Origin of the sequence: Pusillimonas caeni (assembly GCF_003545815.1) — a bacterium.
Lineage (GTDB): Bacteria > Pseudomonadota > Gammaproteobacteria > Burkholderiales > Burkholderiaceae_B > Pusillimonas > Pusillimonas caeni.
In genome coordinates this window covers 437,389-463,814 of record NZ_PDUW01000001.1, presented here as the reverse complement: position 1 = coordinate 463,814, position 26,426 = coordinate 437,389, and the positions used below count along the sequence as shown (strand labels likewise).

Genomic DNA, 26,426 nt, shown 5'->3' with positions numbered 1-26,426 from the left:
CCGGGCGGCGCGTTTGGGCAAAGAATCGGCCGGGGTTTCCGGCCGGCCGTCTATTCGATGGCGTCCGCGTACAGGTCGTATTCGTCGGAGTCGGTGACCCGGACCCGCAGCATGTCGCCGGGGCGCACACCCTCGGCGCCGCTGACGAAGACGTTGCCGTCTATCTCGGGTGCATCAGCGCTCGAGCGGCCGATGGCGCCGTCTTCGTCGATTTCGTCGACCAGGACGTCGATTTCCCGGCCGACCTTGCGCTGCAGCCTTTGGGTGGAAATGGCTTGCTGGTGGGCCATGAAACGTTCCCAACGCTCTTGCTTGACCTCGTCGGGCACGGCGTCGGGCAGCTCGTTGGCCTTGGCGCCCTCGACGGGCGAATACTGGAAACAGCCCACGCGGTCCAGCTGCGCTTCGCTCATCCAGTCGAGCAGGTACTGGAAGTCTTCTTCGGTCTCGCCCGGAAAGCCCACGATAAAGGTAGAGCGCAGGGTCAGGTCGGGACAGGCTTCGCGCCATTGCTTGATGCGGGCCAGGGTGCGGTCTTCGAACGCCGGACGCTTCATCAGCTTGAGGATGCGGGGGCTGGCGTGCTGGAAGGGGATGTCCAGGTAGGGCAGCAGCCTGCCCTCGGCCATCAGCGGGATCACCTCGTCCACATGCGGATAGGGATACACATAATGCAGCCGCGTCCAGACGCCGAAGCCCGCAAGCGCTTCGCAAAGCTGGGTCATGTGCGTCTTGACCGGCCGTCCGTTCCAGAAGCCGGTGCGGAACTTCACATCGACGCCGTAGGCGCTGGTGTCCTGCGAAATGACCAGCAGTTCTTTCACACCCGCATTCACCAAGCGCTCGGCCTCGCCCAGCACGTCGCCGACCGGGCGGCTGACATGGGTGCCGCGCATCGACGGAATGATGCAGAAGCTGCAGCGATGGTTGCAGCCCTCGGATATCTTCAAGTAAGCGTAATGCCGCGGCGTCAGCTTGATGCCCTGCGGCGGCACCAGGTCGACATAGGGGTTGTGCTCCAGGCTGGGCGGCGCCGCCTGATGCACCGCGCGCACGACTTCTTCGTACTGTTGCGGGCCGGTCACCGCCAGCACGGCGGGGTGCACGTCGCGGATGACGGATTCTTCCACGCCCATGCAGCCGGTGACGATGACGCGGCCGTTCTCGGCGATGGCTTCGCCGATGGCGTCCAGCGATTCAGCCTTGGCGCTGTCGATGAAGCCGCAGGTGTTGACGACGACGACGTCCGCATTGTCGTATTCGGGCGTGATCATATAGCCTTCGGTACGCAGCTGCGTCAGGATGCGCTCGGAGTCGACCAGCGCCTTGGGACAGCCCAGGCTGACAAAGCCCACCTTAGGGCGGCCCGCGTTAGGGGAGTTCATGAGTAACCTCTAGTAGCCATGCGGCTCGGTAAAGAAGAGTGTTCGTAATCGCTTGCCCGCGCCGCTGAAGCACCGGGCCATTTGATGATAAAGTCCGCACAGACGAATATTGCATCCGGATGAAGGCAACTCGTGCCCGCTAATCACATTCCCCCGCAACGCGCCCCCGCGTTGTCCGAAGTCATGCTTGCCTGCGCGCGGGCCGTGCAGGCGGTACGGTCGGGCCGTTCGCTTTCGGATGCGCTGGCCGCCACGCCGGCGCCCTTGCGCGCCGCGACCCAGGCCATCAGTTTCCATGTGATGCGGCGCCTTGGCCTGGCCACGGAAATCAAGAGCCTGCTGGTCAAGCGCACGCCGCCCAACCCCTTGTTCGACGCCTTGCTGCAAGTATCGCTGGCACTGCTGGATACGGCCATGGAGGCGTCCCTGCCGGATGCGCCGGCCAATACGTCACAAGAGCCCGTCTACGCCGTGCACACGGTCGTGAACCAGGCAGTGCGGGCGGCCGAGATGCCGGCGATGCGTCCTTACAAGGGCTTGTTGAACGCCGCCCTCAGGCGTTTCACGCGCGAGCGACCCGGTATTTTAACCCAGGCGCGGCGCAATCCCGTCGCCAAGTGGAACTACCCCCTGTGGTGGATCAAGCGGCTCGAGCGGGCTTATCCGGACCAATGGCAGGCCCTGCTGCAGGCCGGCGACCGTCCCGGGCCGATGACCTTGCGCGTCAATACGCGCCGCGCCTCGGTCCACGAGATGATCGAACGCCTGGCGGAGGCGGGCATCCAGTCCGAACCCATCGGCGAAGCGGGCCTCGTGCTCGCCCATGCCCGGCCCGTGCACGAGATACCCGGGTTCGACGAGGGATGGTGGTCGGTGCAGGACGCCGCCGCCCAGCAGGCGGCGGTTCTGCTGCGTCCCTTCGACGGCGCCCTGGTGCTCGATGCCTGCTCGGCGCCGGGCGGCAAGGCCGCCCATGTGCTCGAAAGGGCGCGGGTCGGGCTGCTGGCGCTGGACAATGACGCGGGCAGGCTGGAACGTGTACAGCAGAATCTGGACCGCCTCGGCCTGCAGGCGGATGAAGTGCGCCTGCAATGCGCCGACGCCGCCGAATCCAGTGCCTGGTGGGACGGCCGGCCATTCGACCTGGTGCTGGCCGACGTGCCCTGCACGGCTTCCGGGGTGGTGCGACGGCACCCGGACATACGCTGGCTGCGGCGCGAAGCCGACATTGCGCGCACCGCCGCCTTGCAACAGAAAATCATTGCCGCCCTGTGGAAGACCGTGAAGCCCGGCGGCCGCCTGCTGTATGCTACATGCTCGATTTTTCCGCAGGAAGGCGAGCAGCAGGCGCAGCGTTTCCTGGATATGCACCCGGACGCCGAACGGCTGCCGGCTCCGGGGCAGATACTGCCCTTGCCGGATGCAGGCGGCAGGGCGCTGTACGATGGTTTTTTTTACGCCTTGTTTGCCAAGCGTGCCTAAGCCGTCAACAATAGTGCTTTTGCCTTTTCGGCAACCTTATACGTGAGCTCAATGGTTTCCCGAGTCTGGTCGATCTTCGTGCTTTGCCTTGCCGCCGCCCTGTTCGGGGCAGGCACCGCTGCGGCCCAATCGGGCTTCGAGCGGGTGGTGCGCGTCGATCCCATCGTGCGCGACGGCGACCTCTACATCGACGCCGACGTCGAATTCGAAATCAGTCCGGAACTGCGCATGGCGGCCCAGAAAGGCGTCCCCGTCTACTTCTCGGCCGACCTCCAGATCACCACCCGGCGCTGGTGGTGGTTCGACAAAGAAGTCGTCGACCAGCAAAACACCTGGCGCGTCGTCTATAACGCCCTGACGCGCCAGTGGCGCGTGGGAACCGGCGAGCTCTCCATCCCCGTGGCGTCTCTGGACGATGCCCTCTCCTTCGTACGCAACATTCGCGGCTGGGCCGTGGCCCGCGTCGACGACCTGGACATCGACGAGGAATATGAGGGCCGCATCCGGGTCAGGCTGGATACGTCCCGCTTGCCCAGGCCGTTCCAGATCGACGCCTACAACAGCAGTGCCTGGTCTCTTGCCACTCCATGGAAAGAATTTCAATTCTCGGTCTCCGCCGGCGATCACCCGCCCTCCTGAGGTGGGGGCTGCGGCTTGCCTTGCTGATCGCCGCGGTCAGCGCATTGGCGCTGCTCGGCCTGCTCGTCTGGTCCACGGGCAATGCCTCGCGCTACGCGCAGCAGTACGACATGCTGCTCATGCTCAACGGCGTGCTGGCCGTCGCCCTGATCTTCTGGGTGGGCGTGCTGGCGGCGCGGCTGTTGCGCCAGATCCGGCGGCGGCAGTTCGGAGCCCGGCTTACCGCCCGGTTCGCGCTGTTCTTCGCCCTGATCGGCGTTCTGCCGGGCGCGCTCATATACGTGCTTTCAGTTCAGTTCATGTCGCGCTCGATCGAGTCCTGGTTCAACGTGCGGGTCGACAGCGCGCTCGAGGCCGGCCTGAACCTGGGGCGCGCGGCCCTGGACACCCAGCTTAGCGATGTGCGCAACCGGGCCAAGGTCATCGCCACGGCGCTCAACGACACGAGCGATGCCGACATGGCCGTGGCCATCACGCGGCTGCGCGAGACCAACGGCGTGGCCGAGGCCATGATCTTCACCGGCAGCGGACGCCTGGTCGCCTTTTCTTCGTCCGACTATGGACAGCTGATTCCAGAAGGCCCGCCCGCGCACGTGCTCAATCATCTGCGCGTTTCGCGCAGCTACGAGGCCGCCGAAGCCGACGAGCCCCCCGCGGGTGAAGAGGGGCAGGGCGCCGACGCTTTGTCGAGCGGCGAGCTCGGCCTGCATCTGCGCGTCGTCCTGCCGGTGCGTTCGCTGGACAGGGCGTCGTCCGCGCTGGGCGTGTCGCCCGAAACGCGCTGGCTGCAGGTCATCCAGCCCGTCCCGGAGCAGATCGCGCGCAACGCCAATCAAGTGCAGCAGGGGTTCCGCGACTATCAGGAACTGGCCTTGTCGCGCCTGGGCCTGCGCAAGCTGTACGGCATCACGCTGACTCTGGCGCTCATCCTGGCGGTGTTTGCCGCGGTGGTCGTGGCGCTGGCCTTGTCGCGCCGCCTGGTGCGGCCCCTGCTGACCCTGGCGGCGGGCACCCAGGCGGTGGGAGTGGGCGACTATCGTCCGCTGCCCGAGCCGCCCGAGAAGGACGAAGTCGGCCAGCTGACGCGCTCCTTCAATGCCATGACGCGGCAGCTGGACGAGGCCCGGCGCATGGTCGAGAACAACCGCCAGCAGCTCGAGCGGTCCAACGTGTACCTCGAGTCGGTGCTCAGCAATCTGTCCTCCGGCGTGCTGGTGTTCGACGAAGGCTTCAGGCTCAACCTGTTCAACCAGGGTGCGCAAAGCATCCTGCAGGTCGACCTGCGCTCCGCCAAAGGCCGGCCTCTAGAAACCGTCGAAGGGGCGTTCAAGCTGTCTCAGCTGATCCGTCAGGCTTTCGCGGCCCATGCGGCGGTGGGTTCGGAACGCCCCTACTGGCAGCAGCAATTCGAGCTCGAGCTCGACGGCGCCGAGGGGCGGCGCGAGAACGGCCAGCATCATGTGGTGACGCTGCTGGCGCGGGGCACGCATCTTACCGTCGACGGGCGCGGCAACGGCTATCTGGTGGTCTTCGACGACATCAGCGAAGTCATCTCGGCCAACCGCACGGTTGCCTGGGGCGAAGTGGCGCGGCGCCTGGCGCACGAAATCAAGAATCCGCTCACGCCCATCCAGCTTTCTGCCGAGCGCCTGGCCATGAAGCTTGCGGACCGCTTGAATGAAAGCGATGCCGCCATGCTGATGCGGTCGACCAATACCATCGTCAATCAGGTGGCCTCTCTCAAGCAGATGGTGGACGACTTCCGCGAATATGCCCGCACGCCGCCCGCCCAGATGCAGGACGTCGACGTCAACGAACTGGTTGCCGATGTGCTGATGCTGTACGGCTGGGATCCGAGCGGCGGCGCCTTGCGCGGCGACGGGCGCAGCGTGCGCATCGAGGCGGTATTCGAAACCGGCCTGCCCACCATCGAGGGCGATCCCACGCAATTGCGCCAGCTCATACATAATCTGGTGGCCAATGCCCGCGACGCGGCCTGCCAGGCGCAGCCCATCGAAGAGGCGCGCATCTACGTGCAGACCCGGCTCACGGAAAGCAGCGGCGACGACGGCGCCCGGCAGCAGGGCGTGCGTCTGACCGTGTCGGACAACGGGCCCGGCTTCGAGGCCCAGGTGCTGACGCGGGTGTTCGAGCCCTACGTCACGACCAAGGCCACCGGCACGGGCCTGGGACTTGCCATCGTGAAAAAAATCGTCGAAGAACATGGCGGCCGCATCGATGTCGCCAACCGGCGCGAAGGCGGCGCGCGCATCTCCATCCTCTTGACCCGCCTGGCACATTCACGGTCTGATGTAGACTCGAAAGAGCAGGCGGACGATAATGCGGAAAAAACATAGGTGAAGCTTTATGGCCAGAATTCTGGTTGTTGATGACGAAATAGGTATACGCGAACTGTTGTCCGAGATTCTCTACGACGAAGGACACACGGTCGAACTCGCGGAAAACGCCGCAGAGGCGCGCGCGGCGCGCCTGCGGCGCCGGCCCGACCTGGTTCTTCTCGACATCTGGATGCCGGACACCGACGGGGTCAGTCTCTTGAAAGAATGGGCCTCGCAAGGCCTTCTCGACATGCCCGTCATCATGATGAGCGGCCACGCCACGGTCGATACCGCCGTCGAGGCCACGCGCATCGGCGCGGTCGACTTCCTTGAAAAACCCATCACGCTGCAAAAGCTGCTCAAGACCATCGCTTCAGGCCTGGCGCGCCCGGTGGTGGCGCCGGGGCTGGTCACCACCACGCGCGCGCCCGAGCCGCTCGACCCCAATGCGCAGCCGCTTACCACGGTGCCGGTGCCCGAGCTCAACCAGCCCGCGCCCCCGCCCGTCCCCGAAACCGGCAATTCGCTGCTGGGCGGCATTGCCCTCGATCAACCGCTGCGCGATGCGCGCGACGAATTCGAGCGCATCTATTTTCAATACCATCTTGGCCGCGAAAACCACAGCATGACGCGCGTGTCCGAAAAAACCGGGCTCGAGCGCACCCACTTGTACCGCAAGCTCAAGCAGTTGGGCATCGAAACCTCGCGCCGCAAAAGCAGCAGCTAGCCGCCCGCCATTCCCGCCGGCCCGGTTCAGGGCGCTGCGCCAGCGCGCAATGCTTGGTGTAGGCGCCGGCCATCGCGGGCTTGCGCGGCCCGCGCCAGCGCGTGCTCGAGTCAGGCGCGCGGCGGACGGCGGCCTATCGAGTCGATGGAAATGCGGGTCTCTTCGCTCGACACCTTTCTCGAGGCGGCGCGCCAAGCGTGCCCATAAGCCACCTCGAGGCTCAGGTGTATGGTGCCGTCCAGATGGCGCTGTTTCTCGAGCGCGTCGATCAGGCGGCGGCGCCAGCCCCGGCCCACCAGGCCCGGCGTGCGCCCCGAACTGGGGTTGCCGCCCAGAATACGCAGATCGTCCAGTAGTTTGCCGGCCTCGCGGTAGGTGAGGGTGATGATTTCCTGATCCATGACCGGATCGGCAAAACCCTGTTCCAGCAGCAGGTCTCCGAAATCGTGCATGTCGACGAACTGCGGCACGGCGGTATGTATGTCCGCCTCGGCCAGGGCCTGGCGCAGTTCCTTGAAAGACCCCGGTCCCAGGCACGAGAACATCGCCAGGCCGCCGGTCCTCAATACGCGCCGCCATTCCCGCAGCACTTCATGCGGCCTGGGATGCCAATGCAGGGCCATGTTCGACCAGACGAGATCCTGGCTTTCGGGCGCCTGGCCGGTATCGGCCATGTCGGCGACCAGGAAGCGCGCCGCCTGAGTCGGCTTGTTGCGCAGCTTCTGCCACAGGCTGGGCCGAGCGGCATGGCGCTCGATGGCGGCCCGGACCAGTGGCGGGCAGGCGTCGATGCCGGTGTAGTCGATGTTGGCGTAGCGTGCGCGCAAGGGCTCCAGCGCATGGCCGGCTCCGCTGCCCGCATCCATGACGGCATGCGGCTGCAGCTTGATATAGCTGAGGCGCTGCAGCATGCGTTGCGCTATTTCGCCGTACAGAAACTGGGCCTTGTCCAGGGGCGCGCGGCGCGCGAACTGCCGAACGACGTGTGCGGATTCCAGCGGCAGGGTGGGAGGCTGTGACATTTATGCGGTAAAGGTCTGGCAGGCGCCGGCAAAGCATGCTGTGATGAAGGCACCTTCCATGCTGGATGAAGTGGCTGGTCTTTTATTATGGCCGATCTGCCCTCTCGATGCGAATCACGACGCCTTGCCGGCCTGTTCCGGCAAGGCGCTAGCCGGGCGGGCAAGCTGGCGGGCGCTGCTCGGGGGCGTTTCCTGAGCCTGTTCGACCATGTCCCCACCGACTGTCCTTTATGCCTGGGCGCTTCCCGCGGCGGACGGCCCTGCCCGGGCTGTCTGGCCGACATGCGCGCATTCTTGCCGGGGCGGCGTTGTCCCGTGTGCGCACTCGGGCTCGAGCATGGCCCTCGCTGTCCGGATTGCGCCGCCCTGGGGCCGGCGTTCGATCGCGTCGTGGCGGCATTCGACTATGTGCCGCCGCTCGACCAATTGATATGGCAGTTCAAGAATGCGTCCAGGTTCCAGCATGCCCGCTTCATGGCCGGCCTGTTGGCGGATGCGGCGCAGCGCGCCACACCGCCGATCGAGGCGATTACAATCGTGCTGCCCGTGCCTTCCAGCCGCCGTGCCCTGCGCCGGCGCGGCTTCAATCCGGCCGGCGAAATCGCCCGGCAGCTGGCGTCCCGGCTCGAGCTGGCTTACCGGCCCGGGCTGCTGCGCCGCAGCGGCGAGGGGGCAAGCCAGAAGCAGCTCGGCCGCGCCGCCCGCACTGGTCCGCAGGCCGATCGATACACATGCAGCGGCCGAGTCGACGGCGCGGTGGTTGCGGTGGTGGACGACGTGCTGACCACCGGAGCGACGCTGCACGCGGTGGCCCGGGCCTTGAAGCGGGCCGGCGCGGCGCGGGTGGTAGGCCTGGTCGTGGCGCGCACCCCGTATCGGCAAGAAAGTTGATGGATTAAAAATGTTTCATATTGTGCTGGTCTCTCCCGAGATCCCTCCCAACACGGGCAATGTCATCCGGCTGGCCGCCAACACGGGCGCGGCTTTGCATCTGGTGCGCCCTCTGGGCTTTGAGCTCGAAGACAGCAAGCTCAAGCGTGCCGGGCTCGATTATCACGAGTGGGCGCGCATGCGTGTGCATGACGACCTGACGTGCGCTCTCGCAGCCACCGGGGCCTCCCCCGAGCGCTGCTTCGCCATGACCACCCGAGGCAGCTCCCTGCTTGGGGGCCAGCATTTCAAGCCGGGCGACGTCTTCGTGTTCGGGCGCGAAACCGCGGGTCTGTCGGCGCAGGATCTGGAGCGCTTTACGCCCGCGCAGCGTCTGCGTCTGCCGATGATGCCCGACCAGCGCAGCCTGAATCTGTCCAACGCGGTGGCGGTGACGGTGTTCGAGGCATGGCGCCAGCAGGGGTATGCGGGGGGTGTCTGAAGTTGCGGCTCGTTCGGATTGTATGGCTTGCTCAAACATAAGCCGCTGGAGCGGCGCTTAAAAACGCAAATTCATTCCGGCTTGGCCTCGCGCGACAGCAGCTCTGAAACAGCCTGCCGGGGAGCCAGCCCGTCGAACAGCACGCTGCATACGGCCTCGGTGATGGGAAGCTCGACGTCGTGTTTGCGTCCCAGGGCCAGGGCTGCGCGCGCGCAGCGCACCCCTTCGGCCGTCATGCCGCCGGCCAGCACGGCCTCCAGCGACTGGCCGGCGCCTATCGCCAGCCCCACCTGGCGATTGCGCGACAGGTCGCCCGTGGCGGTCAGCACCAGGTCGCCCAGGCCCGTCAGGCCGGAGAAGGTGTCGGGCATGCCGCCCAGCGCCACGCCCATGCGTTGGATCTCGGCCAGCCCGCGCGTGATCAGCGCCGCGCGCGCATTGGCGCCCAGAGCCAGGCCGTCGGAGATGCCGCAGGCAATGGCGATGACGTTCTTCAGGGCTCCGCCGACTTCGACGCCGATGACATCGGTGCTGCCGTAGATGCGCGCCGTGCGCCCGTGCAGGGCGGTGGTGGCCGCCTGGCGCGTCGCTTCATGCTCGCTGGCGACGGTCAGTGCCACGGGCAGGCCCTGGGCTACTTCCTTGGCGAACGAAGGGCCGGACAGGACGCCCGGCAAAGCCAGCCCATCCAGGGCGGCGCCGGCGATTTCGTGGGGAAGCTGGCCGCTGGCCTGATCGAAGCCCTTGCACGTCCATATGACAGGCGGCCGGATGCCGGCCCGCTGTTCCAATGCCCGGGCCAGGCGTGAACAGGTTTCGGCCATGCCCGCCACCGGTACTCCCAGGATGACGAGGCCGGGAAGGGACGGGTCTTGGCAGGCGTGATCGACGGCCGCCTCGAAGCTATCGGTGCATCGCAGCGCATCGGGCAGATCGATGCCGGGCAGATAGCGCGTATTGACGTGCCGGCTGTCGATGGCCCGCGCCTGGGCCGCATCGCGCGCCCAGAGCAGGGTGTCGGAATGGTGGCTGGCCAGCGCAGCCAGGGCGGTGCCCCAGCTACCGGCTCCGAGCACCGTCGTATGCAGGCGAGGGGCAGCCATGGGAGACGCTTATTGACGCGTCACGCCCGGGGGCAGGACGATGCCCGAGTCTTGCTGGGAGGCCTGGCCTTGCTGCTGCTCGGCCAGCTGTTGCACGCGCTGCTCGTACAGGCTCTGGAAGTTGACCTCGGTGAGGTGCAGCGGCGGCAGCGACGTGCGGTTGATCAGGTCGGCCACGTTGGCGCGCAAATAGGGATACAGCATGGTGGGGCAGACGATGCCCAGCAAGGGATCGAGCTGTTCGGCGGGAATGTTTGCGGCTTCGAAGATGCCGGCCTGGGTGGCCTCGATGAGGTACAGCACTTTGTCTTCGACCCGTGTCGTGACAGTGGCGGTGACGGTGGATTCGAAGATGGTGTCGGCCAGGCGCTGGCCGCCCACGTTGATCGACACTTCGACCGTGGGGCCTTCCTGCTCGAGGAAGATCTGAGGCGCATTGGGCATCTCGAGCGAGACGTCCTTGATGTAGGTGCGCTGCAGCCCGAAGCTGGGTTCCTGATTATTGTTCTGATTGGCTTGGTTTTGGTCCTGGTCGGCCATTTGTCTTCCTAAGAATGAACGCGTGCGTTCGGGTTGGGTCAGTTGTTGAGCAGCGGCATCAGGCCTTCGGCCCGGTCCAGCGCCGCCAGATCGTCGTAGCCGCCGACGTGGGTGTCGTCGATATAGATTTGCGGTACGGTGCGGCGTCCCGTGCGTTGCATCATTTCAGCCCGCCGCTCGGGATGCGTGTCGACGCGGATCTTGTCGATGTGGGTGACGCCCCGCTGCTTGAGGAGCATTTCAGCCCGGATGCAGTAAGGGCACACTGCCGTGCAGTACATCGTAACGGTTGCCATGAAGTTCCTCGAAGAGATGGAAAGTGGTTCAAGCCTTTTTCGACAGGGGCAGGCCGGCCTGGGTCCAGCCGCGCAGGCCGCCTTCCAGGCTGACTGCCTCGAGCCCGTGCTTGCGCAAGGCGGCCGCGGCGCGGATCGCTTCGCGCCCTTGGTCGCAAAATACGATGAGCGGCTTGTTTTTGGGCAGGCTGTCGAGCTTGGCCTCGAGTTCGGCAACAGGCACATTGCGTGCCTGGGCGATGGTGCCGGCCTTGTATTGCTCGGCGCTGCGCACGTCGATGAAGACGCCTTGCTGCCGGTTCGCCAATTGCACCGCTTCGGTCGCGCTGACGGGATTGGAGCCGCGGCGCTTGCCGATGGAAGGCCACAGCAGCAGCGCGCCGGACACGATGGCAATAAGTACAATGTACAGATTATTCTGGCTAAGGATGAAGTCCACGATATGTATCTCGATTTATCTCTTTGAGTAGGGGGTGATCGGTCGATTATAAAATGGACGCCGATATTCAACTAAAACCGTAGAAAACCTGGGCTTACTATGCATAAACTTGTATTGATGCGCCATGGCGAAAGCCAGTGGAACCTCGAGAACCGCTTCACCGGCTGGACCGATGTCGACCTCACCGAAACCGGCCGCGAGCAGGCGCGCCAGGCCGGCGAGCTGCTCAAGCGCGAAGGCTACGAGTTCGACCTGGCCTTTTCGTCAGTGCTGAAACGGGCCATCCGCACCCTGTGGATCGCTTTGGACGCCATGGACGCCATGCATACGCCCATCGGCCTGAACTGGCGCCTGAACGAGCGCCATTACGGTGCGCTGCAAGGGTTGAACAAGGCCGAGACGGCCGCCAAGTTCGGCGAAGAACAGGTGCTGGTATGGCGGCGCGCCTATGCCATCGCCCCCGAGCCGCTCGACCAGGACGATCCGCGCCATCCGCGTTTCGACAAGCGCTACGCAAAAGTGGCGCCCGAGCATCTGCCCGCCACCGAATGCCTCAAAGACACCGTCGAGCGCGTCGTGCCCTTCTGGAACGACTCGATTGCGCCCGCGCTGCGCGCCGGCCGCCGGGTGCTGGTCGCCGCCCATGGCAACAGCCTGCGCGCCCTCATCAAGCATCTGGATTCGATTTCGGATGCCGACATCGTGGGCGTCAACATTCCCACCGGCCAGCCTCTGGTCTACGAACTCGATGACGATCTCAAGCCGCTGCGCCACTACTACCTGGGCAATGCCGACGAGATCGAGGCGGCCATGGCGGCCGTGGCCGCGCAGGGCAAGGCCAAGGGCTGATCTCCTTATGCTGCGTATCGGTCTGGCGGCGCTGTTGTCCGCATCGCTCGGCGCGGCGCTTGCGGCCGAACCGGCGGCGAACCTGCAAAGCAGGCAGGCTGAAGTCCAGGCTCAGCAGGGGCGCCTGCGCGACCGCATCCAGACGCTGCAGAAAGACATCGACCAGCACGAGGCCTCCCGCAAGGATGCCGCGAACGCCCTGAAGGCTTCCGAGAAAGCCATTTCCGACATCGATCGGCGGCTGGCCGAACTGGCCGGACAGAAGCGCCAGGCCGAAGACGATCTCGAGCACCTTCAGAAGCAGATCGCCGAGCAGCGCCAGGAGCTCGGCCGGCGCCAGCAGGAATTGGCCGATCAGCTGCGGGCCCAATATGCCAGCGGCCTGTCGCCCTGGACGGCGCTGCTGTCGGGCGACGATCCTCAAGCCATAGGCCGCGAGCTGGGCTATCTCAGTTATGTATCGCAAGCCCAGGCGGCGGCGCTGCGGGCCGTCGGCGAGGCGCTCGAGCGCCTCAACGCGCTTCAGGCCAGGTCGCAGGCGCGCAAGCGCGAACTGGAGCAGGTGGCGGACGAAACCGAGGTCCGCAAAACCGAACTCGAGGAACAGAAGCGAGAGCGCCAGCAGGTCCTGGAGAAGGTCAGCGAGCAATTGAAGGCGCAGCGGGCGCAGGCCGAGAAACTGCAGAGCGACGAACGCCGCCTGGGCCGTCTCATCACCGGACTCGAAGAAGCGATCGCCAAGCAGGCCGAAGAGGCGCGGCTGGCCGAAGAGCGGCGCAGGGAAGAAGCGCGCCTGGCCGAAATCCGCCGTCAGGAAGAAGCGCGGCGCCGAGCGGAAGCGCAGCGGGCCGAACAAGAGCGTTTGCGCCAGGAAGAGGCCCAGCGGCAATCGCGCCGCGATCAAGAGGCCGCGCGCCGGGCCCGCGAGCAGGTCGAGCAGGCGCGCGCCCGCGAGCGCGCCCAGGAGCAGGCCGCCCGGCAGCCGGCGCAGGAAGAGCCCGCCCCTCCCTCGGCCGGCGCCCTGCAAGGGCTGCGCCACGGCCTGCCTTATCCGGTGCGAGGGGAAGTCCAGGGCCGCTTCGGCGCCGAGCGGCCCGATGGCGGCCTGTGGCGCGGGATCGTGCTGCGCGCGAGCGAAGGCACGCCGGTCAAGGCGATCGCCGCCGGCAGGGTCGTCTATGCCGACTGGCTCAATGGCTTCGGCAACATCCTCATCGTCGACCATGGCGCGCAGTATCTCAGCGTATACGCCTACAACCAGAGCCTGCTCAAGCAGGTCGGCCAGGCGGTGGCGGCCGGAGAGGCAATCGCCACGGTGGGCGCGACAGGCGGCCAGGTCGAGTCCGGTCTATACTTTGAAATTCGCCATCAGGGCAAGCCCGTCAATCCGCTTCTTTGGCTGGCGCGCTAATTTCGGTACTATTTGTCTGGCGGCGCTGCCAGGCGGCAGGCCGATACCAAAAATCATTTCAGGAATGTGTGCATGGGCACTCGCAGGGTAGGCAGTTTCGGTTTGGTGGTTCTGGGCGCCGTGGGCGGCATCCTGGTCAGTCTGGGCATATCGGCCCTGGCGCAGCGTGCCGAACCCTTGCCTCTGAAAGAGCTGCAGCAGTTCGCCAATGTGTTCTCGGCGATCAAGGCCAGCTACGTCGAGCCTCTGACAGACCAAAAGCTCATCAACGATGCCATCAAGGGCATGTTCGACGACCTCGACCCGCACTCGGCCTATCTCGATGCCGAGGCATTCAAGGAAATGGAAGCCATCACGCAGGGCGGCTTCGGCGGCCTGGGCATCGAGATCGGCAGCGAGGACGGCATGCCCAAGGTCATCGCGCCCATCGAAGACACGCCGGCCGCGCGCGCGGGCATTCTGGCGGGCGATCTCATCACCCATATCGACGGCAAGCCCACCAAGGGCATGCCGCTCAATGACGCCATCAAGCTCATGCGCGGCGAGCCCAAGACCTCCATCGTGCTGACCATCAAGCGCGCCGAACAGGAAAAGCCGCTGGTGGTGAAGATCGTGCGCGACCTCATCAAGGTGCGCAGTGTGCGCAGCAAGATGCTCGAGAACGACATCGCCTACGTGCGTGTGGCGCAGTTCCAGGAGCGCACCGCCAGCGACCTGGTCAACCAGTTGGCCAAGCTGGGCCAGTCCAAGCCGCCCAAGGGCCTGATCCTCGACCTGCGCAACGACCCCGGCGGCCTGCTGGACGCGGCCATCGGCGTGTCCTCCACCTTCCTGCAGCCCAATGTGCTGGTCGTTTCCACCAAGGGCCGCATCGCGTCGGCCAACCGCGAATATTTCGCCAAGCCCAGCGACTACATGCGCCATTTTTCCGATGGCGGCGACCCGCTCAGCAGCGCGCCCAACTGGACCCGCACCGTGCCCATGGTGGTGCTGGTCAACGTCGGCTCGGCCTCGGCATCCGAGATCGTCGCCGGCGCCCTGCAGGATCACGGCCGCGCCAAGGTGCTGGGCAATCGTACTTTCGGCAAGGGTTCCGTCCAGAGCGTCCTGCCGCTGGGCGAGGACACCGGCATCAAGCTGACGACCGCGCGCTATTACACGCCCAAGGGGCGTTCCATCCAGGTGACCGGAGTCGAACCGGACATCGCGGTCGACGACACGGCGCAAGGCAATCTGTTCCGCCTGCCCCGCGAAGCCGATCTGGCGCATCACCTCGAAAACGCGATGGCCGCGCCCGAGGTGGTCACGCCCGTCGACGACGAACAGGGCGAGCGTGTCGAACCCAAGATGTTCGAATTCGGGGGCGCCGACGACTTCCAGCTGCAGCAGGCCATCAACCTGCTCGAGGGCCGCTCAGTCAGCAAGAGCGGGCCGCGTACCACCGCGGCCAGGAAAGAGCCCGCAAGCGCGTCATCGACGGCGGCTGGCCAAGAGTCCAAGGCTGAAAAAAAAACTGAGCAGCCCGGGCAAACCGTCCCGCCCGAGCGAATAGAGCGCTTCCGCCTCACCCCGGACGGCCTGGTTCCCATCAATGAATGACCAGGATCTGCTGCGGTATGCGCGGCACATCCTGCTCAACGAACTGGGCATAGAGGGGCAGGAGAAACTGCTGCAGGCGCGCGTCCTGATCGTGGGCGCGGGCGGGCTGGGCGCTCCGGCCTCCCTGTACCTGGCCGGCGCAGGAGTCGGCCGCATCACCCTGGCCGACGACGATGTGGTCGAGCTCAGCAATCTCCAGCGCCAGATCATCCACACCACCGGCCGGCTCGACCAGGCCAAGGCCAAATCGGGCAAGCAGGCCCTGCATGCGCTGAATCCCTCGGTGCAGGTCGATGCCATCGTGCGGCGCCTGATGGGGCGCGAGCTCGAAGACGCGGTGGCGCAGGCCGACATCGTGCTCGACTGCTGCGACAACTTCGCCACCCGCCATGCGATCAACCGGGCCTGCGTGTTGCATCGCAAGCCGCTGGTGTCCGGCGCCGCCATCCGCTTCGCGGGCCAGGTCAGCGTCTACGACATGCGCGACGACGCCTCACCCTGCTATCACTGCCTGTTTCCCGAGGCCGACGAGGCCGACGAGGTCAGCTGCGCCACCACCGGCGTACTGGGCCCTCTGGTGGGCATCATCGGCAGCACCCAGGCGGCCGAAGCCATCAAACTAATTACCGGCATGGGCCAAAGCCTGACCGGACGCCTGCTATGCCTGGACGCCCTGACCATGCAATGGAACAGCATAGGCCTCAAGCGCGATCCGGGCTGCCCGGTGTGCGGCCATCGTTGATGATTAAGGGTTATGCTGAATAGGACTCGGTTGTTCAGATATGCCGAGATAAGCCTCGCGCACCCGAGGATCATCTAGCAACTCCTTCCCAGCGCCGTCGAACGCTACTTTGCCGTTCTCGATCACGTAAGCTCGATCCGCCAATGCAAGGGTACGAGGGGTATCCTGTTCGGCAATCAGAATCGTCATTCCACCCCGCTGCAAGGCCTCGATTGCAGCAAATAGGGTATCCGCCATGAGTGGTGCAAGACCCAGAGTCGGTTCGTCGAGCAAGAGCAGATCGGGTGCGGACATCAGAGCTCGCCCAAGCGCCAGCATTTGCTGCTCGCCGCCCGATAAAGTCCCTCCCTTCTGTGCCCGGCGCTGGTGAAGACGCGGAAATAACTCGTAAATTTCTTCATGTCGTTTGCCCTTGCAAGACTGAGCTCGCGGGACAATTCCACCAATGCGCAAGTTTTCTTCTACAGTTAATTGGGGGAAAATCAACCGGCCTTCCGGTACCAAGGCGAGCCCGAGATTGACGCGCTCGTGCGGCCGCAGGCTGCCGATATTCTGTGACTTGTAAACAATGGTTCCCGCGGACTGCGAAAGGCTTCCTATCAACGCCTTCATTATCGTGGTTTTACCTGCGCCATTACCGCCGATCAGCGCAGTGACCGAGCCTTGGGCCACGAGGAGGGAGACGCCATGCACCACCTTTACGGCACCATAACCGACATGGAGATCAGAGACTTCGAGGATAGCACTCATGCATGTAAGCCCAAATAGCAATCGAGCACGCGTGGATCCCTGGCGATCTCGGCGGGCGCGTTGCATGCGATCGCCTCACCGTGGTGTAGGACCAGAATACGGTCGGAAATCCGCATCAGGGCGCGCATCACATGCTCGATGATCAGGATAGTCAGGGAGTTTTCAGCTTTCAAAGTTTGCACTACCTCCAGCATCTGTGCGACTTCCGTTGGTGTAAGCCCCGCCATGACTTCGTCAAGCAAGAGCAGGCGCGCACCGGTTGCAACGGCACGCGCGACTTCAAGACGCTTTTGACCAGATAATGTGAGGTCGCCGGAAATTTGATTGCGCCGTGTACCGAGGCCGACAATATCGAGAAGTAGAACGGCGCGTTTTTCGGCGGCATGCGCATCTAGACGGTGCATTCCGAAGCGTGCTGCGGTGATGATGTTTTCCAAAACGGTTAGGTCGCCGAATGGACGCGCAGTCTGAAAGGTGCGGCCTACACCACGACGGCAAATCCGGTCGGGAGATAAGCCGACAATCGAGCTGTCATCGAGCAGGATATCGCCAGTGCCCGGCCGTAGATTACCTGCAATCAATGCGAACAATGTCGTTTTTCCGGCCCCGTTTGCACCCATGATTCCGACCACTTCGCCGAGACTCACCGTTAGATTTACATCATGCAGTGCACGCACACCCCCAAAATTACGTCCGAGGTGACGGACTTCTAGAAAAGTGCTCATGCTTGCGCGGCCCTCCGACGTAAGAGCCCACAAATTCCGTTTGGCAAGATAACAACAAAAACGATCAGTAGTATCCCGAGCAATATCAAATATAGTTGCGGGGCCCGTGCCCATAATAATTCTGACAGCAGCGTCAGGAACGCCGCGCCCAATATCGGGCCACGTACATCATCGCTGCCGCCGATGATCGCACTCGTCAGAACGGTAAAGGACACGACCGGATCAAAGATCTGTTGCGGCTCGAAATAGCTGGTACGGAGCGCTATTAAACCGCCGATCGCGCCAGGAATAGTCGCGGACAACCCATAGGCAATCGTCTTGTATCGCGTTACAGGCACGCCGATCGCTTCCGCCGCCTGCTCATTCTCTCGAATTGCAATCAGACCTTGGCCCAGACGGCTGCGGCGAATGACAAAAGTAATCAGGGTTGCGAGCGTGGCGAGAAAAAGCGCGAGCCAATACAAGGTGGCGAGGCTCGGCACGCCTAGCAAAAGCCGCCCGAATTGGCCGAGGTGAGATTCCACCGCCATTACTACATACTTGACGAACTCCGCAAGCCCGAAGGTTAAGATCACGAAATACGGTCCGCTGACGCGGAGCACCGGGATGCTGATAGCTATGGCAAAAACGAAAGTGACCAGACATGCCAGCGGAAGGGAAATCCAATACGGCAGAATCCCCCATGTCAGCACGACGAAATAGCCTCCCAGGCCGAAAAATACGACATGGCCAAGCGAGATGTATCCTGCGAAGCCCGACAACAAAGTCCAGCTTTGAGTGAGTGCTATCCATGTAAGAAGAGTAAAGCTGACACCTATCAGGTAGTCCTGTCCAGTCAACGGAAGGAGGCCGAAGCAAAGGAGTCCAAGGAGAAATGGGGTCGCTTTGGTCATGTCAGCGCACCACCTGTCGCACTGTGAAAATACCTTCTGGACGCACGATCAATGCCAACACGAATACGCCATAAAGCAGGATTGACGACCATGCTGCTGAAGTGAACGCCACACCATATGTTTCTATAAACCCAAGTAGCAGCCCTGTGACGATTCCGCCAGCGAGGTTGCCGAGCCCGCCCATGATGATGACAATAAAGGCTGCGATAGTGAACGGGAAGCCCATGAATGGAGTCGTTTGCTCGGTCATGGATACGAGTGCTCCAACGATACCCGCCGTTGCAAAGCCGGCACATAAGGCGAAGAACTCTAACCGTGTAACGTTCACACCCACGATTTCAGCTGCCTCTTTGTGCTGGATCAGAGCCTTGATTGCAAGTCCCGTAGCCGAACGGCGCAGGAAAATTAAGGTGGCTATGCAGATCGCGATACAGAAAACGAAGGCACCCAGACGGTTTGCGCTAATCGAGATACTTCCGAGGGTCATCACGCCGCTGAGATATTGATATCCACGCGGCGTGCCTGTGAAACTGAGCGCTGAGATATTCTGCAGAATTATCGAGACACCGACAAATATGAGCAGGGAGTTTGGCTCGATACGCTTGCGCATGCGTGGGTTCCGTAAGCACCATCGCAGCATGCCGAAATAGAGGGCGGCCGCCAACGCCGCTGTCAGAACGCCGGCCACAACAGCAGAAAGAAACGGCGAAACATTGAAGAGGCTAAATCCCCAGAATGCGACATAAGCGCCGAGCATCAGGAATTCCCCATGCGCCACGTTGAGGAGCCGCATGGTCCCATACACCAGATTTAGTCCCAGGCCAACGGTTGCATAGATGGTGCCGGTGATCAGTGCTGCAAGCAACAACTGTCCCGACGTCAGGATTTCAAAGAAACTTGTCATTGTTTCTCCAACGGTCGAAGAGCCGTTACGGTGCTACCAATTCAATTTAGGTTGTATTGGCGCAGTAGAAATCTCAGCAGGCCAAACGATATGAAATTGCTCGTTCTGGATTTGGAGAAAACCAACCGGTGTAGTCATGTTTTCAACACCCTTGAATTTCACCGGTCCATTGATCGTATCGAAGGTCTTATTGTTGATGACTTCACGCAGCTTGGCTTTGTCGAGCCCCGCCTCTGCCACCGCCTCTTCCAGAATCTCACAGCTCATATATGCGAGCACGGTGTCGAGGTAATCAGGTTCTTCTTTGAACCGTGCGACATAGGCATCATAGAAGGGCTTTGCTCGTGGCCAATGCGACTGGGCGGGAGACCAATGCCCCATGCTGATGATGCCGTTGGCGGATGAACCAAACATCTTGCGGTAGGCGGGAATCGTTGGTCCAATTGCCAGCCACTGGAATGGCGTGTTGATCCCTATTTCTTTAGCCTGACGGGTGTAGAGAAAGGAATCCGCGGGATATGACAATACGAAGATGCCATCTGGATTCGCAGCCTTGATACGGCTGAGCAGTGCTGTCATATCTTTGATATCGGGAGGGTATTCCTCGTTCACTGCTATCTTGATGCCGGCTGCTTCCAGCGCTGGTACGAGAAAGTTTCTGATTTCCTTGCTTTGCGGCAATACACTGCCGATGACTGCCGCCCGACTTACTTTTTGCTCCTTCGCCATTTGGGCCAGTTGTATGGACAGCTTGTCATGCGTTGATGGCGACACGAACCACATATTTTTTACGTTCAGTTCACGGACATGTACCGATGATGCGGTACTGCCGATGACCGGAAAGCCGAAACGCTCCAGTACCGGCACGATCGCAAAGTGACTCACCGTGCCCCAAGGCGACAGCAACAGGTCGACCTTGTCGTTGGTGATCAGTTTTTCATAGATCTTTACTGCGCTGGCCGCGTTCGACTGATCATCGTATTCGACAAACTCGATCTTGCGTTTGACGCCTCCGATATCAAGGCCGCCCTTTTCATTTACCTGGTCACGCCAGAAGTGATAGGCATTAAGCTGCGCTGGCGTCGCGGAGGCGAATAGTCCAGTCTTGGCGATCGAGAAGCCGATTCGTATAGGCGGAGCCTCCTGGGCCAGGACTGTGCCGCTGAGGATCGAAAAAATTCCAGCAAACCCTATAAATAACGCGGATACTACGCTTCGTCTGTCCAACATGGTTGTCTCCTACCGAATAGTTATAGTTTCTTTGTTGAAATACGAGCAATCCTTTACAAGCATTGCGCAAGAGGCATTGCATACGCTCGAGGCACTAACTTTGCCGGCAATAGAATGTGCTGGTGGTTAACCTAGCCAGCGTGATAAACACGTGTAGATATTTGATTCAGCTCCTCAACACCGGATGCCGTGACGAGCACGATACCGCCGATGTTTACTCGTTTCATGCCGAGGCACGCGTTTGGCTCGAGCTCAAGAGCCATGCCTTCTTTGAGCTCCAGACCGACGTTTAGCAGTAGCGCATCGGGACCTAGGCCGACCTCCAACGCTTCCTCTCGTGTATTGATCAACTGTTCGCGATTAGCAGCCGAAAATCCCCAGGCGCCATAATTCATGGTGTGAGCAAGAGGCGTCTTAGACCAGCAGCCACTTTCTTCCAGAGGCTGTTCCATTGCTCGGAAGAGTTCTGAAAAAATGATTCCTGGTCGGATCGAGGCCAGGCCCGCTTCATAGGACCGTCGCGCAACGGCTTCACATGTGTGGATGTCATCGTCCACGGGGTCTAGTGCGACACACATTTGAACCTGGCTTTCCTGACCGCCGTAAAGCGTGTGGATCTCAGCCTGAACGAGGTCGCCGCGCTGTAAAATGCGAGGTGCCTCCGCACGCACTGTCCAACGTGGCGCACCCCAGGATATGTTGTCGGGCCCCGACTGGAGGCTAAGAAAGGGATAGCGCGTGTCGCACCCCCAACGATGGATTTCGTGGAGGATTTCCGCGTATACCTCCGCTTCGCTGACACCCGGCCGACAAGCATCGATCATTGCAAGGCAAGCCTGCTCACTTACCCCTGCGGCGAAACGTATCAGCGCAATTTCTTCGTCGCTTTTCAGGTGGATAAAATTCATGAAGTCTCGTGTAAAGTCGACGACTTCAACATCACGCAATGCTGTGGAAAGGTTTTTGTAGAATCCATACGGGACGAGACCTTCGGCCTCGCCCCCCGCGGTCGGACCCATGCCAACCAGTCCGACACGCTGTTTCGGCAACCCTTTCTCACGCAAGATTGCCGCAACCCGGACGCCGCCGAAGCCGATGCGAACATCGGATGCCCAAGGTTGTATGCCTCGACGTTCGCTCTCAAAAATACGTGATGCCCGTGCCGTTGAGAAAGTCAGAATAGTGGGATCTTTTTCGATCGGAAAGACCACAACTGAATCGAGAAAGTCATCAATCAGATAGCTCTCGAGGCGTTCTCGGCCTTGGAAACTGCCGACGACAATGGCGTCGAGATCCTGCTCGGCCATTAGATGCCGAAGGCCCGCCCAACGCCGATCCCGTTCCTTCAGAGACAGCGTCGGTCCGACCGTCGGTGTGCGTCGATGCGACGCAAGCTGGGAATCCCTCATTATCGCCTCGGCTCGCCGTGCAATGCGCTCAGTTCTCGTTCCACCTCGATGTAAGGGCGTGAATCGACAACTGGTGACGCACCGTCGCCTGTCTTTGTACCCGCGCCTCCGACAACAGCTTGCTCGTTATCGAGCGCCCATGCTCTGGGTATGCACGTTTGCGTCAACTCCCATTGCTTGAGCGGGCGCCCTTCTAACATTGCTGTGATTTCGCGGATCCACAGTCGGCGGATGGCAACCACACCAATGTCGGCGCGACCAAGCTGTTCACGGCTGCGATCAACAATGCGGCCTTGGCCGATCTGCGCGATATCGTCCTGCAACTGCACCATATCCACACGCGCGGGGTCGACGTCACGAATGCTCATTCGGCCATGAAGAATATCTTCCGCGACGTCCTGATGTGCCAGGTCAATCTCTGTGCGCCGCTTCTCGCGGCGTTCTTGGATACGGCGAGCCATGTCACCTTCTGCGCGGACACGGTGCAGCCAGAACTGCATGTGACGATCATCACTGATAGGTACAAACCACATCAACGACTCTTGCCAGCCAATATCTTCATCGACCGGCAAGGCCAGAAAGTAGAACAGGTTGGGCATGCCGAACTGATGAACCCTCGACGCGCCGTCGGGTCGTGTGAAGGTATAGGCCACACCCCAATCCGACTCTTTCGCAACCAGTGCGCTACCCCGGCCAAAGCCTTCGAACGACGCGCTATTGTCGCCATGCACGAAACCTACATGGCTCGTATCCAGCGCGTTCTCGAGGTTTTGATAATAGTTGCAGTTGCGCAAATATGAGTTGGTTTCGATGTAGCCGTCGAAATGTTCGAACTGCGGATAAAGCGGGAAGGGCGGCGGCTCGCCTTCGCCGAAGTAGCCGAAAATAAGGCCCAGATACTCGCGGACTGGATACGATCGCAAATTACCCCTGTTGCGCGACAGGTCGTTTTCTACGGGTTGCTCGAGACAGATGCCATTCCCGGAGAATTTCCATCCATGATAGAAGCAGCGCAGGTCATCGCCTTCGACCCGGCCTGTCGACAGTTGCAGGCCGCGATGGGAGCAGCGCTGCTCCAATAGGAAGGCCTGTCCGCTGGATCCGCGGTAAAGCGTAAAAACTTCGTTGAGGATATGCAGCGGCACGGGCTGCCCGACGGTCAAGTCGGAGGAGTGATAGACCGGCTGCCAGAATCGGCGCAGATATTGCCCGGCAGGGGTGCCCGGGCCAGTGTAGTTGAAATCGTCGACGTTCAATCGACGCGGACGTTGTTCAGCCAACGTGCTCATGCCTTGCCCCCTGATGGAATACAACCAGCGTTGCCCAGCTTCATAGATGGCCTCCCTGACTATTGCGGGTAGTTCCAATTCGTCGCTCAACGGCGACTGTTGATGTGATAGTACGCAGCCAGAAACTAGTTGTCAATAACAACTCGTTGTCAGGTAAACCCTAATAGGCGGACAGCCGGAAGCCGGCTGTTCAGCGGGTTCAGAAGCGGTGGTAGGGGCGGTTCGTTCTGCCGGTGGCGGGACAATGTCTCCGCCTGCAGGCGGCCTTGGGCTGGAGAGGTCTCGGCTCGCCGCAGGGTAACGCTTCTGCCGAGTGAGTCAGGCTTGTATTGCGGACATTGAACGAGGTCCCGACGTCAGCGCAGCGCTTGTTCTATGCGATCAAGGGCTTCGAACAATTGAGCTTGCTTGGAGGAGCTCAATCGAGAAAGGGCGTCATGCTGCATCGATTCGATGTCTTCTTGGATCTTTCCGTACAGCTTCCGTCCTGCGGGAGTGATAACCACCACTGTACTGTTGCTTTCCGCATCATGGCGTCGTTCCGCAAGCTTGAGCTTGACCAGCGATCCGATGGCTCGGGAGATTGCGGCCTTGTCCAGGACAACCACCTCGCTGACTCCGACAGCCGTGATCGGCGGCCAGAAATAAAGCACACTCAGTACCTTCCACTGATTGGTGGTCAGGGTCGACGTACTGGAAATAGAGGAAAGTTTTCTGGTCAAAAGCGCGTGAAGCACCGATACGCGATATGAAAGGATTTCCCTCATGGGAAGTGTTGGCAGCGGTTGTGCCGATTCTTTTTTTGACATCTTCGAACCTATTCGTTCCAAGCTTGGCTGTTTCCGCAAGCCTATGCCGCCATAAGCCTTCAAGGCCGATAGGCGACCCGGACGGTGTACCATCTCATGGCGCTGCCGCAGCCTAGTTTACTGTTCATGCATTCTATCATCGCGCTACTACTGCGCTTGGCTCTCGCCGCTTCATGACGCACCGCTTCGAGACAGGTGAGCCACCGACGAGATTTCAACCAGGAATTCGGGCCTCACGAGATCGGCGCGAATGCAATATCGGGCTGGAGGGTTGCTTGGAAAGTACGTTTTGTATACCTCGTTCATGGCGGCATAGTCGGCAAGGTCTTTGAGAAAGATCGAATTGAACGCGATGTCGGCAAGCGTTCCGCCTCCCGCTTCTACGATGTCTTTGATCGTATCCAGCACCACTTTCGTTTGAACCCGTACGTCGCCTATTCCGATGGATTGGCCTTCGCCATCCATTGGCAGACACCCCGATACGTAGAGCGTGTCTCCGGCGCGAACGCCTGGCGAGTACGGCGCAATGGGAGGTATGGAGTTCTTCGGTACGACGGTCTCTATGGGCATCAGCATCTCCTCTTGCTTAGTTGGCTTCCAATCACTCTATCTATTGGACGTATTGCACTATTGTATTGCTTAACAGGTTGTTTTTGACAACTAGTTGTAGGATATTACAGCAATCCGATGAGATTGGCTCTGCGGAGGCCTACATACCGCGCCGCCTTAGGAGGCATTGCCGGCCAGACTATAAATTCTATTTATACTTCCGTATCACTCAAACGATCTAGTCAATAGCCGGCGTGGCAACCATACTTTGAAAAACCGCATCTAGGCGGTCGACTGCCGGAGCGGTATCGCCTTACAAGCCACAACGGAGACAAACCATGAGCAATTTCATCCGCGGCCTCGCCGCCGCTGCGCTGATGCTTGTATGCGGCGCCGGCGCGGCGGCTTCGCCCGCCAAGACTCTCGAAGTGATCGTATTCCCTGGTGGGTTCAACTGGCCTATCTGGGTCGCACAGGAAAAGGGCTTTTTTTCCGATAACGGCGTAGCGGTCAATCTCACCCCGACACCGAGCTCTTCCTTTCAGCTGACCGGGCTCATAGACGGCAAGTTCGATATTGCCATGACCGCCATCGACAATCTCATTGCCTATCGCGAGGGCCAGGGAGAAGTCGACAAGAAAGGCGAGGACCTCATTGCGGTGATGGGCGCCGACCGCGGCTTTCTCAAGCTGGTGACCGTGCCCGAAGTACCCGATTACGAAGCTTTGCGCGGCAAAACGCTTTCGGTCGATGCCCGCAATACCGGCTACGCTCTGGTGCTGTTCGAATTGCTGGACCGGGCGGGCCTGCGTGAACCCGATTTCAAGATCGAGCGTGCGGGCGGAGTCATGCAGCGCTATGCCGACCTGATGGAAAAGAAGCATGCGGGCACCATGCTGATATCGCCGTTCGAAGTGCAGGCTGTCGAAAAAGGCTATCACGTGCTGGCGACCGCTTCCGAAACCTTTGGGGCGTACCAGGGGCTGGTGGCGGGCGTGCGGCAGTCCTGGGCCAAAGAGCATGGCGAGGCCTTGCAGGGCTACATCCGGGCTTACGTGCTGGGCGTGGAATGGCTGTACGACCCGAACAACAAAGACGAGGCGTTGGCGATATTTCGCAAGTACCTGCCGAAACTCCCTGAAGGCGCCGCGGCAACGGCTTACGGCATATTGCTGGAGCCCAAGACCGGCATGCAGCGCAAAGCGGCCATCGATATGGCAGGCGTCGAACAGGTCCTGAAGCTGCGCAGCAAGTGGGGCGTGCCGCAAATGGAGCTGAACGACCCGTCCAAATACTACGACTCCAGCTACTACGACAAGGCGTTGGCGCAATAGCCGCCTGTGCCGTGTCCCTTATAAGCCCAGCATCGGCAAATGAAGGGACAGGCCGCTGGTAGGGGCGGCCCGCCGGCCGCTTTGGGCGTAGCGCAGCCAGCGGCCCAGAACGTAGTGCAGCAATACGCCGGCGGCGGCGTTTGCGTCGCTGGACAGCTGCTCTTGTCCGCTGTGCAGCCGGGCGCTGCGCACCAGCATGTCTTCGACATCCTGCAGCAGGACGTTGACCTGCTCTTGCAGCGACGGCGCTTCATTGGCCAGCACGCCTCCGGTCAATACATGGGCGGCGCCGGGATGGCGCTCGACGAAAAGCAGCAGGGCATGAACCTGTTTGCGCAGCCTCGCCTTCCCCAGGGCTTCGGTGGCCTCCACGTGGTTCATATCTTCGAGGATCAGCTCGCCGAACATGGCGATCAGTCCTTCGAATATGGCGGCCTTGCTGGCATAGTGGCGATACAGGGCCGCCTCGGACTGGTTCATTTCCCGGGCCAGGGCCGCGGTGGTGATGCGCCCGGCGCCATGGTGCTCCAGCATGGCGGCGAGCGTCCTGAGGATGGATGCCTGCTTGGCGGAAAGACGCGTGCTCATG

The 26,426-nt window shown here is 61.7% G+C and carries 27 protein-coding genes; 11 read left to right on the top strand and 16 right to left on the bottom strand.

Annotated features, from left to right (window positions below; genetic code table 11):
• Nucleotides 1-50 precede the first annotated feature (50 nt).
• Entirely contained in the window at nucleotides 51-1,385 is a 1,335-nt protein-coding gene (gene rimO, locus CSC67_RS02125; protein ID WP_118992856.1) for a 30S ribosomal protein S12 methylthiotransferase RimO, read from the bottom strand.
• A gap of 183 nt (nucleotides 1,386-1,568) precedes the next feature.
• On the opposite strand from rimO, the gene rsmB reads away from it, so the two are divergent.
• From rsmB to CSC67_RS02105, 4 genes are read left to right on the top strand one after another with little or no spacing between them, the layout of a single operon-like run.
• Nucleotides 1,569-2,867, top strand: a complete 1,299-nt coding sequence (rsmB, locus tag CSC67_RS02120; RefSeq protein ID WP_118993172.1) for a 16S rRNA (cytosine(967)-C(5))-methyltransferase RsmB — start codon at nucleotides 1,569-1,571, stop codon at nucleotides 2,865-2,867.
• A gap of 51 nt (nucleotides 2,868-2,918) precedes the next feature.
• The gene (locus CSC67_RS02115) at nucleotides 2,919-3,506 is read left to right on the top strand and encodes a DUF4390 domain-containing protein (protein WP_118992855.1); all 588 of its coding nucleotides are present in this window, start codon (nucleotides 2,919-2,921) and stop codon (nucleotides 3,504-3,506) included.
• Complete coding sequence (locus tag CSC67_RS02110; protein ID WP_118993171.1) at nucleotides 3,503-5,863, top strand: sensor histidine kinase; 2,361 nt, start codon at nucleotides 3,503-3,505, stop codon at nucleotides 5,861-5,863. The genes CSC67_RS02115 and CSC67_RS02110 overlap by 4 nt, the downstream gene beginning before the upstream one ends.
• Before the next feature lie 10 nt (nucleotides 5,864-5,873).
• A complete protein-coding gene (locus CSC67_RS02105) occupies nucleotides 5,874-6,572 on the top strand; it encodes a response regulator (RefSeq protein WP_118992854.1) in 699 nt (232 codons plus the stop codon).
• 110 nt (nucleotides 6,573-6,682) lie between these two features.
• Here the strand turns inward: CSC67_RS02105 and CSC67_RS02100 are convergent, their stop codons facing one another.
• Nucleotides 6,683-7,594 (bottom strand): methyltransferase domain-containing protein, encoded by a 912-nt coding sequence (locus tag CSC67_RS02100; protein ID WP_118992853.1) that lies wholly within the window; start codon nucleotides 7,592-7,594, stop codon nucleotides 6,683-6,685.
• 87 nt (nucleotides 7,595-7,681) lie between these two features.
• Here CSC67_RS02100 and CSC67_RS02095 point away from each other — a divergent pair, with 87 nt between their 5' ends.
• Nucleotides 7,682-8,485, top strand: coding sequence for a ComF family protein (locus tag CSC67_RS02095; protein ID WP_118992852.1), 804 nt, complete (start codon nucleotides 7,682-7,684; stop codon nucleotides 8,483-8,485).
• 10 nt (nucleotides 8,486-8,495) lie between these two features.
• Nucleotides 8,496-8,966, top strand: a complete 471-nt coding sequence (locus CSC67_RS02090) for a tRNA (cytidine(34)-2'-O)-methyltransferase (protein WP_118992851.1) — start codon at nucleotides 8,496-8,498, stop codon at nucleotides 8,964-8,966.
• A gap of 71 nt (nucleotides 8,967-9,037) precedes the next feature.
• Here the strand turns inward: CSC67_RS02090 and CSC67_RS02085 are convergent, their stop codons facing one another.
• Genes CSC67_RS02085 through CSC67_RS02070 form a run of 4 tightly spaced genes read right to left on the bottom strand, consistent with a single transcriptional unit; the run spans nucleotide 9,038 to nucleotide 11,344 of the window.
• On the bottom strand, nucleotides 9,038-10,069 hold the full coding sequence (locus CSC67_RS02085; RefSeq protein ID WP_118992850.1) for an NAD(P)H-dependent glycerol-3-phosphate dehydrogenase: 1,032 nt from the start codon (nucleotides 10,067-10,069) through the stop codon (nucleotides 9,038-9,040).
• 9 nt (nucleotides 10,070-10,078) lie between these two features.
• Nucleotides 10,079-10,609 (bottom strand): protein-export chaperone SecB, encoded by a 531-nt coding sequence (gene secB / locus CSC67_RS02080; RefSeq protein WP_118992849.1) that lies wholly within the window; start codon nucleotides 10,607-10,609, stop codon nucleotides 10,079-10,081.
• A 38-nt stretch (nucleotides 10,610-10,647) separates the two neighbouring features.
• Complete coding sequence (gene grxC / locus CSC67_RS02075) at nucleotides 10,648-10,905, bottom strand: glutaredoxin 3 (RefSeq protein WP_118992848.1); 258 nt, start codon at nucleotides 10,903-10,905, stop codon at nucleotides 10,648-10,650.
• Nucleotides 10,906-10,933: 28 nt separating this feature from the next.
• Nucleotides 10,934-11,344: a rhodanese-like domain-containing protein gene (locus CSC67_RS02070; protein WP_118992847.1), complete on the bottom strand. Its 411-nt coding sequence runs from the start codon at nucleotides 11,342-11,344 to the stop codon at nucleotides 10,934-10,936.
• A 99-nt stretch (nucleotides 11,345-11,443) separates the two neighbouring features.
• Here CSC67_RS02070 and gpmA point away from each other — a divergent pair, with 99 nt between their 5' ends.
• The 4 genes from gpmA to CSC67_RS02050 all read left to right on the top strand — a co-directional run bounded on the left by gpmA (nucleotide 11,444) and on the right by CSC67_RS02050 (nucleotide 15,945).
• The gene (gene gpmA, locus CSC67_RS02065; protein ID WP_118992846.1) at nucleotides 11,444-12,193 is read left to right on the top strand and encodes a 2,3-diphosphoglycerate-dependent phosphoglycerate mutase; all 750 of its coding nucleotides are present in this window, start codon (nucleotides 11,444-11,446) and stop codon (nucleotides 12,191-12,193) included.
• 7 nt (nucleotides 12,194-12,200) lie between these two features.
• Nucleotides 12,201-13,604 carry a peptidoglycan DD-metalloendopeptidase family protein gene (locus CSC67_RS02060; RefSeq protein ID WP_118992845.1) on the top strand — a complete coding sequence of 468 codons (1,404 nt, stop codon included), beginning with the start codon at nucleotides 12,201-12,203 and terminating at the stop codon, nucleotides 13,602-13,604.
• Between the two features lie 72 nt (nucleotides 13,605-13,676).
• Complete coding sequence (locus CSC67_RS02055; RefSeq protein WP_118992844.1) at nucleotides 13,677-15,203, top strand: S41 family peptidase; 1,527 nt, start codon at nucleotides 13,677-13,679, stop codon at nucleotides 15,201-15,203.
• Entirely contained in the window at nucleotides 15,196-15,945 is a 750-nt protein-coding gene (locus CSC67_RS02050) for a HesA/MoeB/ThiF family protein (protein ID WP_118992843.1), read from the top strand. Before CSC67_RS02055 ends, CSC67_RS02050 begins: the two co-directional genes overlap by 8 nt.
• A gap of 3 nt (nucleotides 15,946-15,948) precedes the next feature.
• On the opposite strand, the gene CSC67_RS02045 is transcribed toward CSC67_RS02050, so the two are convergent.
• The 9 genes from CSC67_RS02045 to CSC67_RS02005 all read right to left on the bottom strand — a co-directional run bounded on the left by CSC67_RS02045 (nucleotide 15,949) and on the right by CSC67_RS02005 (nucleotide 24,524).
• On the bottom strand, nucleotides 15,949-16,695 hold the full coding sequence (locus CSC67_RS02045; RefSeq protein ID WP_118992842.1) for an ABC transporter ATP-binding protein: 747 nt from the start codon (nucleotides 16,693-16,695) through the stop codon (nucleotides 15,949-15,951).
• Nucleotides 16,692-17,420, bottom strand: a complete 729-nt coding sequence (locus CSC67_RS02040) for an ABC transporter ATP-binding protein (protein ID WP_118992841.1) — start codon at nucleotides 17,418-17,420, stop codon at nucleotides 16,692-16,694. The genes CSC67_RS02045 and CSC67_RS02040 overlap by 4 nt, the downstream gene beginning before the upstream one ends.
• Nucleotides 17,417-18,313: a branched-chain amino acid ABC transporter permease gene (locus tag CSC67_RS02035; RefSeq protein WP_118992840.1), complete on the bottom strand. Its 897-nt coding sequence runs from the start codon at nucleotides 18,311-18,313 to the stop codon at nucleotides 17,417-17,419. The genes CSC67_RS02040 and CSC67_RS02035 overlap by 4 nt, the downstream gene beginning before the upstream one ends.
• 1 nt (nucleotide 18,314) lies before the next feature.
• On the bottom strand, nucleotides 18,315-19,217 hold the full coding sequence (locus tag CSC67_RS02030) for a branched-chain amino acid ABC transporter permease (RefSeq protein WP_118992839.1): 903 nt from the start codon (nucleotides 19,215-19,217) through the stop codon (nucleotides 18,315-18,317).
• 33 nt (nucleotides 19,218-19,250) lie between these two features.
• Nucleotides 19,251-20,447, bottom strand: coding sequence for an amino acid ABC transporter substrate-binding protein (locus CSC67_RS02025; RefSeq protein ID WP_118992838.1), 1,197 nt, complete (start codon nucleotides 20,445-20,447; stop codon nucleotides 19,251-19,253).
• Nucleotides 20,448-20,578: 131 nt separating this feature from the next.
• On the bottom strand, nucleotides 20,579-21,856 hold the full coding sequence (locus CSC67_RS02020; protein ID WP_118992837.1) for a M24 family metallopeptidase: 1,278 nt from the start codon (nucleotides 21,854-21,856) through the stop codon (nucleotides 20,579-20,581).
• Nucleotides 21,856-23,145, bottom strand: a complete 1,290-nt coding sequence (locus CSC67_RS02015; RefSeq protein WP_135227419.1) for a Rieske 2Fe-2S domain-containing protein — start codon at nucleotides 23,143-23,145, stop codon at nucleotides 21,856-21,858. The genes CSC67_RS02020 and CSC67_RS02015 overlap by 1 nt, the downstream gene beginning before the upstream one ends.
• A gap of 356 nt (nucleotides 23,146-23,501) precedes the next feature.
• On the bottom strand, nucleotides 23,502-23,954 hold the full coding sequence (locus tag CSC67_RS02010) for a MarR family winged helix-turn-helix transcriptional regulator (protein WP_135227418.1): 453 nt from the start codon (nucleotides 23,952-23,954) through the stop codon (nucleotides 23,502-23,504).
• Between the two features lie 171 nt (nucleotides 23,955-24,125).
• Nucleotides 24,126-24,524 carry a Rid family hydrolase gene (locus CSC67_RS02005; RefSeq protein WP_118993170.1) on the bottom strand — a complete coding sequence of 133 codons (399 nt, stop codon included), beginning with the start codon at nucleotides 24,522-24,524 and terminating at the stop codon, nucleotides 24,126-24,128.
• A 317-nt stretch (nucleotides 24,525-24,841) separates the two neighbouring features.
• Here CSC67_RS02005 and CSC67_RS02000 point away from each other — a divergent pair, with 317 nt between their 5' ends.
• On the top strand, nucleotides 24,842-25,837 hold the full coding sequence (locus CSC67_RS02000) for an ABC transporter substrate-binding protein (protein ID WP_118992834.1): 996 nt from the start codon (nucleotides 24,842-24,844) through the stop codon (nucleotides 25,835-25,837).
• 18 nt (nucleotides 25,838-25,855) lie between these two features.
• On the opposite strand, the gene slmA is transcribed toward CSC67_RS02000, so the two are convergent.
• Nucleotides 25,856-26,425, bottom strand: a complete 570-nt coding sequence (gene slmA, locus CSC67_RS01995; RefSeq protein WP_118992833.1) for a nucleoid occlusion factor SlmA — start codon at nucleotides 26,423-26,425, stop codon at nucleotides 25,856-25,858.
• Nucleotide 26,426: the final 1 nt, after the last annotated feature.

Bases quoted from the DNA above. Each gene is read 5' to 3' on its own strand.
- rimO (WP_118992856.1), bottom strand. From the start codon at position 1,385: ATGAACTCCCCTAACGCGGGCCGCCCTAAGGTGGGCTTTGTCAGCCTG.
- rsmB (WP_118993172.1), top strand. From the start codon at position 1,569: ATGCTTGCCTGCGCGCGGGCCGTGCAGGCGGTACGGTCGGGCCGTTCG.
- CSC67_RS02115 (WP_118992855.1), top strand. From the start codon at position 2,919: ATGGTTTCCCGAGTCTGGTCGATCTTCGTGCTTTGCCTTGCCGCCGCC.
- CSC67_RS02105 (WP_118992854.1), top strand. From the start codon at position 5,874: ATGGCCAGAATTCTGGTTGTTGATGACGAAATAGGTATACGCGAACTG.
- CSC67_RS02100 (WP_118992853.1), bottom strand. From the start codon at position 7,594: ATGTCACAGCCTCCCACCCTGCCGCTGGAATCCGCACACGTCGTTCGG.
- CSC67_RS02095 (WP_118992852.1), top strand. From the start codon at position 7,682: ATGGCCGATCTGCCCTCTCGATGCGAATCACGACGCCTTGCCGGCCTG.
- CSC67_RS02090 (WP_118992851.1), top strand. From the start codon at position 8,496: ATGTTTCATATTGTGCTGGTCTCTCCCGAGATCCCTCCCAACACGGGC.
- CSC67_RS02085 (WP_118992850.1), bottom strand. From the start codon at position 10,069: ATGGCTGCCCCTCGCCTGCATACGACGGTGCTCGGAGCCGGTAGCTGG.
- secB (WP_118992849.1), bottom strand. From the start codon at position 10,609: ATGGCCGACCAGGACCAAAACCAAGCCAATCAGAACAATAATCAGGAA.
- grxC (WP_118992848.1), bottom strand. From the start codon at position 10,905: ATGGCAACCGTTACGATGTACTGCACGGCAGTGTGCCCTTACTGCATC.
- gpmA (WP_118992846.1), top strand. From the start codon at position 11,444: ATGCATAAACTTGTATTGATGCGCCATGGCGAAAGCCAGTGGAACCTC.
- CSC67_RS02060 (WP_118992845.1), top strand. From the start codon at position 12,201: ATGCTGCGTATCGGTCTGGCGGCGCTGTTGTCCGCATCGCTCGGCGCG.
- CSC67_RS02055 (WP_118992844.1), top strand. From the start codon at position 13,677: ATGGGCACTCGCAGGGTAGGCAGTTTCGGTTTGGTGGTTCTGGGCGCC.
- CSC67_RS02050 (WP_118992843.1), top strand. From the start codon at position 15,196: ATGAATGACCAGGATCTGCTGCGGTATGCGCGGCACATCCTGCTCAAC.
- CSC67_RS02045 (WP_118992842.1), bottom strand. From the start codon at position 16,695: ATGAGTGCTATCCTCGAAGTCTCTGATCTCCATGTCGGTTATGGTGCC.
- CSC67_RS02040 (WP_118992841.1), bottom strand. From the start codon at position 17,420: ATGAGCACTTTTCTAGAAGTCCGTCACCTCGGACGTAATTTTGGGGGT.
- CSC67_RS02035 (WP_118992840.1), bottom strand. From the start codon at position 18,313: ATGACCAAAGCGACCCCATTTCTCCTTGGACTCCTTTGCTTCGGCCTC.
- CSC67_RS02030 (WP_118992839.1), bottom strand. From the start codon at position 19,217: ATGACAAGTTTCTTTGAAATCCTGACGTCGGGACAGTTGTTGCTTGCA.
- CSC67_RS02025 (WP_118992838.1), bottom strand. From the start codon at position 20,447: ATGTTGGACAGACGAAGCGTAGTATCCGCGTTATTTATAGGGTTTGCT.
- CSC67_RS02020 (WP_118992837.1), bottom strand. From the start codon at position 21,856: ATGAGGGATTCCCAGCTTGCGTCGCATCGACGCACACCGACGGTCGGA.
- CSC67_RS02015 (WP_135227419.1), bottom strand. From the start codon at position 23,145: ATGAGCACGTTGGCTGAACAACGTCCGCGTCGATTGAACGTCGACGAT.
- CSC67_RS02010 (WP_135227418.1), bottom strand. From the start codon at position 23,954: ATGTCAAAAAAAGAATCGGCACAACCGCTGCCAACACTTCCCATGAGG.
- CSC67_RS02005 (WP_118993170.1), bottom strand. From the start codon at position 24,524: ATGCCCATAGAGACCGTCGTACCGAAGAACTCCATACCTCCCATTGCG.
- CSC67_RS02000 (WP_118992834.1), top strand. From the start codon at position 24,842: ATGAGCAATTTCATCCGCGGCCTCGCCGCCGCTGCGCTGATGCTTGTA.
- slmA (WP_118992833.1), bottom strand. From the start codon at position 26,425: ATGAGCACGCGTCTTTCCGCCAAGCAGGCATCCATCCTCAGGACGCTC.